General features: G+C 70.0%; 9 protein-coding genes. 4 read left to right on the top strand and 5 right to left on the bottom strand.

Annotated elements, in window-relative coordinates; translation table 11 throughout:
- The first annotated feature begins 175 nt into the window (after nucleotides 1-175).
- Complete coding sequence (locus QMG73_RS35175) at nucleotides 176-997, top strand: TIGR02452 family protein (protein WP_281903064.1); 822 nt, start codon at nucleotides 176-178, stop codon at nucleotides 995-997.
- A gap of 3 nt (nucleotides 998-1000) precedes the next feature.
- Here the strand turns inward: QMG73_RS35175 and QMG73_RS35170 are convergent, their stop codons facing one another.
- Nucleotides 1001-1768 (bottom strand): hypothetical protein, encoded by a 768-nt coding sequence (locus QMG73_RS35170; RefSeq protein WP_281903063.1) that lies wholly within the window; start codon nucleotides 1766-1768, stop codon nucleotides 1001-1003.
- Nucleotides 1769-1847: 79 nt separating this feature from the next.
- Here QMG73_RS35170 and QMG73_RS35165 point away from each other — a divergent pair, with 79 nt between their 5' ends.
- Together QMG73_RS35165 and QMG73_RS35160 are read left to right on the top strand one after the other, a co-directional pair.
- On the top strand, nucleotides 1848-2978 hold the full coding sequence (locus tag QMG73_RS35165) for an acyl-CoA dehydrogenase family protein (protein WP_281903062.1): 1131 nt from the start codon (nucleotides 1848-1850) through the stop codon (nucleotides 2976-2978).
- Between the two features lie 73 nt (nucleotides 2979-3051).
- Nucleotides 3052-5541 carry a polysaccharide lyase family 8 super-sandwich domain-containing protein gene (locus QMG73_RS35160; protein WP_281903060.1) on the top strand — a complete coding sequence of 830 codons (2490 nt, stop codon included), beginning with the start codon at nucleotides 3052-3054 and terminating at the stop codon, nucleotides 5539-5541.
- A 13-nt stretch (nucleotides 5542-5554) separates the two neighbouring features.
- Here QMG73_RS35160 and QMG73_RS35155 read toward each other — a convergent pair whose 3' ends face one another.
- Together QMG73_RS35155 and QMG73_RS35150 are read right to left on the bottom strand one after the other, a co-directional pair.
- On the bottom strand, nucleotides 5555-6832 hold the full coding sequence (locus QMG73_RS35155; RefSeq protein WP_281903058.1) for a right-handed parallel beta-helix repeat-containing protein: 1278 nt from the start codon (nucleotides 6830-6832) through the stop codon (nucleotides 5555-5557).
- A gap of 66 nt (nucleotides 6833-6898) precedes the next feature.
- Nucleotides 6899-7888: a DUF4034 domain-containing protein gene (locus QMG73_RS35150; protein ID WP_281903056.1), complete on the bottom strand. Its 990-nt coding sequence runs from the start codon at nucleotides 7886-7888 to the stop codon at nucleotides 6899-6901.
- Between the two features lie 91 nt (nucleotides 7889-7979).
- Here QMG73_RS35150 and QMG73_RS35145 point away from each other — a divergent pair, with 91 nt between their 5' ends.
- Nucleotides 7980-10487, top strand: a complete 2508-nt coding sequence (locus QMG73_RS35145) for an ABC transporter permease (protein ID WP_281903054.1) — start codon at nucleotides 7980-7982, stop codon at nucleotides 10485-10487.
- Between the two features lie 18 nt (nucleotides 10488-10505).
- Here the strand turns inward: QMG73_RS35145 and QMG73_RS35140 are convergent, their stop codons facing one another.
- Both QMG73_RS35140 and QMG73_RS35135 read right to left on the bottom strand, forming a co-directional pair.
- Complete coding sequence (locus tag QMG73_RS35140; protein ID WP_281903052.1) at nucleotides 10506-11594, bottom strand: alpha/beta fold hydrolase; 1089 nt, start codon at nucleotides 11592-11594, stop codon at nucleotides 10506-10508.
- A 238-nt stretch (nucleotides 11595-11832) separates the two neighbouring features.
- Nucleotides 11833-12189 carry an MmcQ/YjbR family DNA-binding protein gene (locus tag QMG73_RS35135; protein ID WP_281903050.1) on the bottom strand — a complete coding sequence of 119 codons (357 nt, stop codon included), beginning with the start codon at nucleotides 12187-12189 and terminating at the stop codon, nucleotides 11833-11835.
- Between the last annotated feature and the right edge of the window lie 2 nt (nucleotides 12190-12191).

The following is a 12191-nucleotide window of genomic DNA, read 5'->3' as shown; positions in this document are numbered from 1 at the left end:
TTTGATCTCTTTTCCGCGTGCGTTCGCCCTTGATCCATGCGATTGGCCTTGATCGTCGCTGCCAGAATCGACGCTGTCCTGACCACCGCGACGGGAGCACGATGACTCCGCGACAGCGCTTTGACGACCTGCGCGCCGCCGAGCGGGCTGGGCGGCCGCTCGTGAGGGAGCGGCTGTGAACAGCGCGGCCGCCAGGCAGCGGCTGCGGGCCGTCGCCGCCGAGACCATGACGATCGTGCACGAGGGCGGCTATCGGGCCCCGGGCGGCGCCTGGATCGACATCCGGGACGCCGTCGACCAGGCCGTCGCCGGCACCCGCCTGTACCTGCCGGACGAGCCGGTGCTCACCGGCGGCGTGGCCCGGCCGGCGCCGCTGGTCGACGTCACCAACGAATCCACCCTCGCGGCCGCCCGCCGGCTCGGCCCGGACACCGCCGCCCTGGTCTTCGCCTCGGCCCGCAACCCGGGCGGCGGCTTCCGCAACGGCGCCCGCGCCCAGGAGGAGGACATCGCCAGGGCATCGGCCCTGCACGCCTGCCTGGAAACCGTGCCCGACTTCTACCAGCACCATCGCGGCGATCCCGACCTCCGCTACAGCGACCGGATCATCTACTCACCCGGCGTGCCGGTGTTCCGCGACGACCACGGCGCCCTGCTCGACCAGCCGTGCCGCGCGGCGCTGATCACCGCCGCCGCCCCCAACCTGCGGGCCGTGGCGCAGAACCAACCCGAGCTGGTCGACACCGTTCCCGCCGCGATAGAGCGCCGCGCCGCGCGGGTGCTCGAGGTCGCCGCCGCGCACGGGCACCGCCGCCTCGTCCTCGGCGCGTGGGGTTGTGGCGTCTTCGGCAACGACCCCGCGGTGGTGGCGCGGGCCTTCGACGACGCGCTGCGCCGCGTCGGACCCTTCGACCACGTGGTGTTCGCGGTCCTCGACCACGCCCCCGGCACCCCGACCCACCGGGCCTTCCTCGGGGCGGTCGGCACCACCCCGTAGCCTTCAAGAGCCTGAGGGCAGGACCGTCAATGGCGCGCCAAATGTGTCGGCGCCGGGGCCATGGCCCCGTGAGATCAGGACCCGGTTGCCGAGCGGAGCGGCCAGACGGACGACCACCTCGCGGCGCTCCATGTAGGCGAGTCGGACGCCGTCTCCACCGTCTAGGGGAACCTCCATGGGCTGGACAAACACAGCCGTATCCGTCTCATACACCTCGGCGTGAGGATAGGCGGCGTACACCTTCGGCGTTCCAATGAACCGGTACGTCAGGGTGCGGCCGTCGCCGGCGAGCGACGACTCCTCGCCGCCAGAAGGCACGAGGCCATGCGGTCGCCACGTCATCTGACGCTCGAACTCGGGATCGACGGCGATGAACGGCCATCTCCGGTTCGCCGGATACATCATCCACGCGGGAAGGTCACGGACGCCTCGGTCAGTAGCGAAGGGTCCGGGTCCGCGGATGACGGGGGCCAACGAACCTGATGCTCCCGTATGGACGTCTCGGCAATACGCGGTCGCTGCCGGTATGAGTTCCGCCGGCAGCTCGGACTCGGCAACGGCGGGACCGTCGAACATCGCCCGAAACCGCGCGTCCTCCGCTAGTTGATCGAGCTGTGCGGCGCTCATGCTGGTGAAGACGATCGGCCGTGGCTCCCGGCGGACCGGGAATCCGGCCCATCTCGCCAGCGCCTGATGGGCCTGATCCTGATGCGAGGGCACGGCCTCAGCGTAGCCGCCGGGCGCCAGGTCCACAGTGGTCAGCCCATCCATCGCGCCTTGACCCGTGCCATCGAGGAGGGTTGGTCGTTCTCCGGGTGTTGGGATACTGGTCCGCCGGGGTGTGAGGGGCATGATGGTGCGGGCGTTCGATGAGATGCTTGCCGAGTTGGCCGAGCGGCGTCACGAGTTTCGTGAGCAGCGCTACGTCTCCAAGGACTTCGTCGCGCGGCTCAAGCGGCTCGGCCTGTACCGGGTCGCGACGCCGCAACGCTTCGGCGGGCTGGCGATGGCGCCGGCGGATTTTCTTCGGCAGGTCGAGCGGATCTCGGTCGTCGACGGATCCACCGGCTGGGTCGCCAGCTTCGGCTCGCTGCTGATCTACCTCGGTTCGTTGCCGCTGGAGACGCAGGCCGAGCTGTACGCCGATGGACCTGATGTCGTCCTTGCGGGCGCGCTGCTTCCGATCCAACGGGCGACGCCCACCGAGCGGGGCTTCCTGGTCAACGGGCGGTGGAAGTTCGCCAGTGGTTGCATGGCCGCCGACATCGTGTGCGTCGGCATCCCCGGCGGCGATGGGGATGGTGGGGGCGTTGGCCGGCCACGCGGGGCGCTGGTGCGTCCGGACCGGCTGGAGATCGTGCCGGACTGGGACGTCGTGGGGATGCGGGGCACCGGCTCGTTCGACATCGTCGCCAAGGACGTCGAGGTGGACCGGGAGTGGACGTTCGTCCGTGGCGGCGAGCCGGTGATCGACGAGCCGCTGTTCCGGTACCCGGCGATCAGCTATGCCGCCCAGTCGCTGTCGGTGGTCTCCGCCGGCGTCGCCCGGGCCGCGCTCGACTTCGCCGAGCGGGTCGGCAGCGGCCGGGCCAGCAACACGGGCGCTCCCAAGCTCGCCGAACGCGCCTACTACCGCGCCGGCATCGCCGAGGCGGAGGCGAAGCTGCGCTCGGCACGCGCCTACTTCTACGAGGCCGCCGACGAGGCGTGGCAGGCGATCGTCGACGGCGGCCAGGTCAGCGACGAGCGCAACGCCCATCTCCGGCTCTCCGCGGCCTATCTCGCGCGGACCTCGTCGGAGGTGGTCCACCAGGTCGTCTCGCTGTCCGGCGCCGCCGCCATCTACAACGATCACCCGCTGCCCGCGCTGCTCGGCGACGCATTGGTACCCCAGGAGCACGCGTTTCTCAGCCCGGCGATGTACGACGCCGCCGGCGCCGTCCTCATGGGCCAGCCGGCGACCATCCCGGCCTTCCGCTGACCTGAAGAAATTGACCCTAGTCAGGCGAGCGTCTGCAAAGTAGTTTCATGCGATGCAGGTATCGCGTCGTGCTGTGTTGTCGACGGTTCCGGCGGCGGCGTTGCTGGCGGTGGTCGGTGCGCGGCCGGCACGTGCCGCGGAGAGCACCGACTTCGCCACACTGATGAGCAACATGGTCGCGATGTTCGCCGGCACCGTGGAGTCGAACGCCCATCCCGATGTCGCGGCGAAGCTGTCGGCCATCGACTCGACCGCCCGCACCTGGCTGACGGCCATGGACCAGGCCGGTGCGGGGGAGCTGTTCAAGGGCGTGCCGCTGGGCACGAGCGACGTCAACCTCAAGCGGACCTCGCAGAGCCTCTACGAGATCGCGCTGGCCACGCGGGCGCCGGGCTCGGCCCTGTATGGCGACGTCGCGGTGCGGCGGCGCGTCATCGACGGCCTGGCAACGATGCACGAGACCTGGTACGGCGACCAGTCCAAGGGGTACTACGGCAACTGGCACAACTGGGAGATCGGCATCTCGACCGACGTCAGCCGGACGCTGGTGCTGCTGGCCCCCGAGCTCGCCGCGTACCGGCCCGACCTGCCGGCCACCTACGTCGCCTCGATGGACGCCTACCTGCGCAACGGCCGCGACGGCGACGTGGACCTGAACTCGCGGTTCCACACTGGAGCCAACCTGGCCGACATCACCGCCAACCGGATCCTGCAGGGCGCCGTGCTCGGCGATGGTGCCCGGGTCGGCAAGGCGGTCGCCGACCAGCTGACCGTGTACGCCACCATCGACCCGTACGACCTGCGGCACGGTGTCACCGACGGGTACTACGCGGACGGTTCCTTCATCCAGCACTCCTCGGTGGCGTACACGGGCTCGTACGGCAAGGCGCTGCTGACCCGGGTGGTGCAGAGCGTCAAGACCCTCGACGGCACGAGCTTCGCGCAGGGCGGTGAGCTCGTCGGCGTGGTGCAGGGCTGGATCGTCGACGGCTTCGCCCCGCTCATCTTCGAGGGCTACCTGATGGAGGTCGTCAAGGGCCGCGCGGTGTCCCGGACGAACACCGGGTACGCCGACGTGGCGCAGGTGGTCGAGGCCATTGTGGACCTGTCCGGGTACGCCACCGGTAGCGATGCCACGGCGTTGCGCGGATACGTCAAGCACCTGCGGCAGTCGTCGCGGTCGGCGCTGAACCCCACGACGTTCGTGTCGCCGGTCAGCATCGTGCGGTACGCCGGCATCCTCGCCGACGCCTCGACACCGGCCCTGGACCTGAGCGCCGCCGAGCGCAGCGTCGCGTTCAACGCCATGGACAAGCACGTGCACCGGCGCCCCGGGTACGCCTTCGCGCTGGCCCGCAGCTCCAGCCGGATCAGCAAGTACGAGTACATGAACGGCGAGAACCTGATGCCCTGGTTCCAGGGAGACGGCGCGTACTACCTGTACCTGGCCGGGCAGGATCAGACGCAGGCGTTCGGCGTCGACCACTACGCGACCGTCTCGCCGTACCGGCTGGCCGGTGTGACCGCACCCGTGGAGAGCCGGCTCACCATCCCGCAGCTCTACGGCACGATGTGGTACGAGAATCCGGCGCTCGGGTTCACCTCGTCGTCCGAGTCGCAGAACAGGTACGTCTACTTCCCGCGTGGCACCAACGACTTCTCGGGCGGCGCCGTGCTCGGCGCCTACGGCGTGGCGGGCTTGGTGCAGTCCGACGACTTCGCCTACGCGGCCAAGCGGGCCGGCGAGCTTCCGGACGACTTCGTGGCCTACCGCAACGCCACCGCAACCAAGTCGTGGTTCATGTTCGACGACGAGATCGTGGTGCTCGCCGCGGGCGTGGGTGACGCCGCGGGCCGGGCGGTGACGACGACCATCGACAGCCGGATTGCCGCGGTCCCCGACGATGTCGTGTTGAGCGGGAAGCGGCGCGACGGCGGGGCGTGGTCGGGTACGGGCACCGCGCGGCTGGAGTGGCTGCGTTACGCGAACGCGACGCAGGGCACGTCGGTCGGGTACGTGTTTCTCGACCGGCGACGGGCGACGGTCACCCTCGACGAGGTGACCGCCAGCCGGCGCGTGGTGCGGCTGTCCAATCCAGACACGCTGGTCTCGAAGCGGGTGTTCTCCCTCGGCTACGAGCAACCGGCCGGTGCGGCGCCCGCCACCGTGGCGTACGCCATCATCCCCAACGCTCCCGGCGGGGCGTTGCGGTCTCGCGCCACCGTTCTTGTCAACACCAGCCGCGTCCAGGCGGTCATCCACAGTGGACTGCGGATCGTGGGGGTCAACGTCTTCGCCGCCGGCGTCCACCACGCCGGACACCTCGCCATCGAGGGCCCCGCCTCGGCGATCGTGCGCACCGCCCCGAACGGCGCCACGTCGATCGCCGTATCGGATCCGACGATGGGGCGCGACACCGTCACGCTGACCATCCACGGCCGGAGGCTGCGGGTCGTGTCGGCCGACGAGGGCCTTCGTGTCCGCCCCTGCGCCGGCGGCACCCGTGTCGACGTCACGACCCGGCACGCCTACGGCCGCACCTTCACCGCGACGCTCCGGTGAGGCGGCGCTCGGGTTAGTGGTATTCGTAGGCGCCGCGATCGGCCACGGCGACGCCGTCCTGGTTGCCGTCGACGGGGATGGTTACACCGTCCAGGTCGGTGGGGTAGCCGGCGCCGACGGCGGTGTCGACCATGGGGCTGCCAGCCGTCGGGCGCAGATCTCCGGCGGCCGCGTCGCGGAACAGCGGGTCGGCCCAGGCGTCGGTGGCCGCGGGCTGGCCGTCGAACGTGCTGCCGTGATAGATGTTGTTGCCGCCCGCGTAGACGCCGTCGGTGTACCCGGAGCGGTATCCGGCCACCAGCACGTTGTCGCTCGCGTGCAGGATCGTGGCGTCACAGCCGCCGTAGCACGCCAGTCCGTAGCTCTGCGCGCCGGTCACGTAGACGGTGTTGTGCGTGAAAACGGTGCCGGTGACCGGGCCGAAGCCGTCGCGCGCGCCGCGCGTCACCAGGCCTGCCGCGATGTCCAAACTGGAGCGCACGACGTTGTACGCGTACGTGTTGTCCCGCGTGGCGGCGTTGCCCAGCTCGGCGAAGGTGACGTTGTCGACGGAGATGTTGTGGTGGACGACGTTCTGCTGACCGCCGTAGATCTCAACCGCGCCACCGTCGAGGCCATAGTCGTGGGAGACCGCGTGGCTGCCGGAGATGCGGTTGCCGGCGACCTCGGTGCGGAGCCCCTGCAGCAGGATCCCGAAGGCGCCGTGGTCGTCGTCCCCGCCGGGCGTGTTCACGATCATCCGGTTGTTGTCGACGATGTCATTATCGAGGATGCGGGCGTCCTCGGAGCTCGGGTAGACGTCGATGCCGGTCGTGTTGTTGCTGACGATGTTGTGGCTGACCACCACCGAGTCGCCCCGGATCAGCACACCGCCGGGCCCGGCGCAGTTGTGGATGTCGAGGTAGGTCAGCGTCACGTACGAACCGTCGAGGGTGACGCAGGGGCCGTCGGTCGGCGTCGACTGGATGACCGGGGTGTTCCCGACGGCGCCGTAGGCGCTGATGAGGATCGGCGCGTCCGGGGTACCGCTCGTGGCTACCGTGAGCCGGTCCGAAAAGCGGCTACCGCGGGCCAGTAGCAACTGGTCACCGGGTGCGAGGGCGGCGCTGTTGGCCCGTGCCAGGCTCCGCCACGCCTGGTCCGGTGACCCGCCGCCGCGGGCGTCGTCGCCGTCGACACTGTCCACATAGTACACATTGGCGGTGGCGGCCGCCGGTTGGGCACCGGTGAGGGCGCCGGTCGTGGCCAGCAGTAGCGCGGCGGCGGCGATCGGTGTGCGGCGGCGTGACATCGGCGCTCCTCACGTATGATTTGCCGCTGCCTATTCCCCGCTGGCGGCGCTCCAAACGGAATGCGCCTACTGCTGGTCCATCCAGGTGTAGAGGGGCTGGCGGTGGGTCAGGAAGTAGTCGAGCGGCCGCTCGGGGTTCCAGTAGTCCCACGGGTGCTCGGTGATGTGGTCGTCACCGATCTCCTGGTAGAGCCGGTACGCCTCCTGGTACTGGTCGGCCCGGTGCAGCACGAACGCGAACGTGTTGTGCAGTCGCGGCCAACCCGGGCGGCGCTCGTACGCCGGGTGGAGCACCGACCGCTCGGCGGCGGCCATCAGCTCGGCGGTCACCTCGGGCTGCTCCAGGTAGCCGGCGCTGGCACCGGCGCGGCCCAGGTCCACGTACTTCTCGAGGTGTGCCTCGGCGATCGCGCCGTGCAGCGGGCTGCCGGCCGGGGCGTTGCGCGCGGCCTGGCGGGCGAACGCGAACATCTGCTCGTGGCTGCCGTGCCACTTCGCGCACAGGTACTGCTGCATCGCGCCGTGTGCCCACTTGTGATGCGGGTGGCGCCGCACCACCTCGGTGAAGCGGCGCCCCTGCTCGGTGATGTCGACCTGGCGTCCGATCCCGGAGTTGAGCAGGAACGCGCGTGCGGTCGTGTCGTGCGGGTCGCGCTGGGCCACCTCGTCGAGGCAGTTGTCGGCGAAGACGACGCGGTGGAAGAAGAGCTGGAGCCGCGACTGCGGGGTCTGGTCCGCGTACGCCGCGCCACGCGCCTCCCACGCCCAGTAGACCGCGTGCACGCCCTGTACGAGGCGGGGGAGCGTCGACTGCGGCTCGGCCGCCACCCACCGCGGGATCCAGTCCTGGACTGCGGCGACGTCGCCGCAGATGGACAGGTAGAACGCGTGGTCGTCGCGGTCGGTGATGGATGACAGGAAGTCGCGCGCTGTCGGCCAGTCTCGCCGCTCCAGCGCCGCCCGCAGGAACCGCGCGGCCGGATCACCCTGGCACGGGTCGATAGCCGGCCCGGCGGGTGGTGGTGTCGGCTCGTTCTTTCCACTGAACAGTCCCACGGCGAAGCACTGTACCGGTAGTGCTAGGTATACCCCGAAGACTCCACCGTGCGGGAATGCCCGCGGCGGCGCCGTTCGAGAGGCTGATTGCATGGTTCGTGCCGCGCTGCGTAACGTGTTCGCGCACAAGGCCCGGCTGCTGATGACCGCGCTCGCCGTGACGCTCGGCGTCGCCTTCGTCGCCGGCACCCTGGTCTTCGCGGGCAGCATCACGGGTGCGTACGCCGAGAGTTCGAAGAAGAGCTTCGACCATCTCGACGTGCGGATCCGGCCCGTGGTCGGCTTCGGCGAGCTCGGCTCCGGCCGGCTGCTCGGCCAGGAGACGCTCGACCGGGCGCGCGCCCTGCCAGGGGTGAGCGCCGCCACCGGCACCGCCTCCGGCTTCGCCGCGCTCGCCGGCCGCGACGGCGCGCTGGTCGGCGAGGGCTGGCAGACCCAGGGCGCCAACTACCCGGAGGCCGGCGGTGCGCGATACCCCTTGACTGACGGCCGGCCGCCGCGATCCGAGCGTGAGATCGCCATCGACCACCGGACGGCAGAACGCACCGGGTACCGGGTCGGCGACACGGTCCGGCTGTCCGTCAGCGGACCGGTCATCGAGCAGCGGGTCAGTGGCGTCTTCACCACCGACGACGGGAACGTCGCCGCCGGCGGCACCCTCGTCCTGTTCGACACCGCCACCGCCCAGCGCCTGTTCGCCGCGCCCGGCCGGTACAACCAGATCGACCTGAGGGCCGCGCCGGGCACGTCGCCCGAGGCGTTGCGGCGGCGGGCCGAGGCGGTGCTGCCGAACGGTACCGAGGCGGTCACCGCCGCCGGCCTCGCCGCCGAACAGGCGGACGTCAACGCGGGCGGCGTCCGGATGCTCGGCCAGGTGCTGCTCGCCTGCGCCGGTATCGCGCTGTTCGTGGCCGCTTTCCTGATCGTCAACACGTTTACGATGCTTGTCGCCCAGCGCACCAGGGAGTTGGCGCTGCTGCGCGCGGTCGGTGCCAGCCGCCGGCAGGTGACCCTCGCGGTACTGGCCGAGGCCGCCACGGTCGGCCTGATCGCGTCCGCGGCGGGTCTGGCCATCGGCATCGGTGCCGGGGCCGGGGTGCGCGGCATCGTGTACACGATGGACAGTACGCTGCCGGACGGCCCGCTGGTCGTGGGCGCCGCCACCGTCGTCGCCGCCCTGGCCATCGGTGTCGGTGTCACCGTCTTCGCCGCGTGGCTGCCGGCCAGGCACGCCGCGCGGATCCCACCGGTCGCCGCGATGAGCAGCGTGCACGCGCCGGCCACCACGCGCGGCCTGGTCGTGCGTAACGCCATCGGCGCGGCCCTGGCCGCGAGCGGCTTCGTCCTGGTCGTCGCCGCCACCACGATGGTCGACGGCAAAGGCTGGCTCGGCCTCGGCGCCGTCCTGCTGCTGACCGGCGTCTTCGTCCTCACCCCGCTGCTGTCCCGGCCCGTGATCGCCGCCGCCGGCCCGGTGCTGCGCCGCTTCGGGGTACCGGGAACGCTCGCCGGCCAGAACGCCCTGCGCGACCCGCGCCGCACCGCCGCGACCGCCTCGGCGCTGACCACCGGCCTCACCCTGATCACCGGCCTGACCGTCATCGGCGCCAGCGCCTACCGGACCACGGACGCGCTCGCCACCGCCAACCTGCGCGCTGACTATGTGGTCAGCATGGTGGGCGCCGGCCCGCTGGCGGCGGACACGGAAAGGAAACTGCGCGGGCTGGACGCCGTGGTCGCGTCCTCACCCCGGCGGGAGGTACAGGCCAGCGTCGAGGGCACGAACCAGACGGTGGTCGGCCTCAAGGCCAGCGACGTCGACGAGCTGCTCGACCTGGGCTTCATCGAGGGCACGTTCACCGCGGGGGAGACGGCCATCGTCGACGCGCCCACCGCCACGGCCAAGGGTTGGCGGCTGGGCGATCGCATCGAGGTCACCTGGCCGGACGGGGTCAGCGCCCACCTGACGATCACCGGCCTGTACGACAGCAGCTTCGACGACGGAGTGAAGACCGACATCTCCACAATGGACCGCCACCTGGACCGGGTCGCCGACACGACGGTCTTCGTGAAGACCGAGGGTGGCGCCAGCGAGGCGACGAAGCGCATCCTGCGGGAGGCGCTGGGCGACAGTCCCGCGATCCGGGTACAGGACCGGCGGGACCTGGTCGACGACATCACCGGCACCGTCGGCATCATCCTGAACATCCTCTATGGAATGCTGGCGATCGCCGTCGTCATCGCGGTTCTCGGCGTCGTCAACACCCTCGCGATGTCGGTGCACGAGCGCGCGCGGGAGATCGGCCTGCTGCGCGCCGTCGGCCTGGACCGCTCCGCCGTCAAGCGGATGATCCGGCTGGAGTCCATCGTCATCTCGCTCTTCGGCGGGCTGCTCGGTGTCGGGCTGGGGGTCTTTTTCGGCTGGGCGGTCGGCGAGTTGGTCACCGTCCTGGGCATCAGCACGTGGACGCTCGTGCTGCCCTGGGGTCGCCTGGCGCTCACGCTGGCGGCTGCCGCACTGGTCGGCGTGGTCGCCGCGCTGTGGCCGGCCCGCCGGGCCGCGAAACTCGACGTACTGGAAGCGATCCATGCCGAGTGACGCGGCCCGGTGCCGGTGTCAGGCCGGTATGCAGCCGTTGGCGTCCTTGAGGTGCGCCTTGTTGATCAGGTTGTCGTCCAGCCAGTTGTGCACGAAATTGAACGAGTCAAGCCCCTTGTAGTGCAGGGTGACCGAGTGCCCGGTGTTGTCGACCGAAAACGTGGTCAGGCACGCCTTGGGGCCGTAGTACGGCGCTTCCCGGGTCTTGATGGCCGCGGCGGTCGCGCAGCTCAGGCCGGGCGTGGCCGCGTCACACTGCAAGGTGTCGAACTCGCCGACGGAGAGCGCCACGGGCACCGTGATGGTGCTGGTGACGTTCGACGTCCGCACCGCACCGAGCGACTGGCGCTCGCTGAGCGTGCCGGGCATCTTGGCCGACTCGTCAAACGAGATCACGGCGCTGTCCGCGCCCGCCGCGTGATAGAAGTTCGTGCCGCGGGTGCCGGGCTTCGTCGTCATGTATCCGGTGGGATAGTTCTTCGGGGCGAGGACGGGATCGCTGCTGGTGGGGTGCAGGGAGTTGCCGAGATAGGTGACCGCCGGCAGGTAACCCTGATGCAGCCAGGCCGAGAAGACCAGGTAGTCGGGGACTCCCGTCTTGTCGGTGACGGTGCCGGCCAGGTACTGCAGGATGCCGGCGCCCAGCGAGTGGCCGACGCCGATGACGATGGGGAAGGCCCGCCCGCCGATCGCGCCGGCGCGCAGCTTCCGCACGATCTGCTCGGTGACGTACGCCTGGTTGTAGACGGTCAGCTTGTCCGCGGGCGGACGGCTGCTGAGCCCGACCCCCATCCGGTCGATGTTGAACGTCGAGTATCCGTGCTGGGTCGCGGAATATACCCACGAGTACGAGTACGGCGTGAGCGGGTTGTTGTAGTAGCTGCGGTCGTAGGTCAGCCCCGAGATCATCAACATGACCGCACGGCCGCCACGCAGCGCGTCCGGCTCGAGGCACAGCTGGCCCGCCATGGTGTACGGCGTGGGATCGCTGGCGGACAGAGTCACCGTGACGGTGTGCTGCGTGCAGGTCGAGTGTGGCGGGACCGGGTCGGCGGCGAGCGCTGCCTGCTGGTCGAGCACGACCGCCGTGGTCGTTATCAAAGCCACCGTCGCCAGTGTTCGCGATATCTTTGCCCAGTGTCTCATGTGGCCACCCGTGGTTTCTATATCAAAAAAGTAGATCCAGTTGGTTACTGGCTTGTTGAATCTACCGATGTGAAATAGTCCACTGTGGTCATCCAATGTGGTGGGAAGCGACGTCCGTTCGCGAAGGTGCGTGTGATCTCCGGACAGTGGTTACGGTCCGAATCGCCACCAATGAATGTCCCGATGGTTGACGCGAGAGTTACGGATCCACCAGGTCGCCGGGGGCGCGCATGTGCCAGGCGTCGGTGACGAGTTCCTCGAGGCGCGCGAGGTCTACCCGTTCCAGTCGCAGCATGACCAGGGGCAGGCCGTCGTAGGCGGGCGTGGTGAAGAAGAGCTCGGGCTCGCCGAGCAGCAGCGCCTGCTTCTCGGCCTCGTCACCGACGTACAGCACGGCGATGTCGGTGCGGATGACGCGCCGCTGACCGGGGTTGCGTTCGGGGTAGGACCAGACGAATCCCTTGTCGCCGACCCGGAAGTCGAAGCCCTCGCTGTCGATCTCGACCACGTGGGGGAGGGCGAGCGCCAGGCGGCGAACGTCGTCCGCCTCAGCCACCG

Source organism: Phytohabitans aurantiacus, from assembly GCF_027923225.1.
In the GTDB taxonomy this organism is placed as follows: Bacteria; Actinomycetota; Actinomycetes; order Mycobacteriales; family Micromonosporaceae; genus Phytohabitans; species Phytohabitans aurantiacus.
The sequence above is the reverse complement of the archived record's forward strand: the minus strand, read 5'-3'. Positions and strand labels throughout refer to the sequence as shown.

Coding starts and splice junctions, on each gene's coding strand:
- QMG73_RS35170 (WP_281903063.1), bottom strand. CDS start 1,768: ATGGATGGGCTGACCACTGTGGACCTGGCGCCCGGCGGCTACGCTGAG.
- QMG73_RS35165 (WP_281903062.1), top strand. CDS start 1,848: ATGATGGTGCGGGCGTTCGATGAGATGCTTGCCGAGTTGGCCGAGCGG.
- QMG73_RS35155 (WP_281903058.1), bottom strand. CDS start 6,832: ATGTCACGCCGCCGCACACCGATCGCCGCCGCCGCGCTACTGCTGGCC.
- QMG73_RS35145 (WP_281903054.1), top strand. CDS start 7,980: ATGGTTCGTGCCGCGCTGCGTAACGTGTTCGCGCACAAGGCCCGGCTG.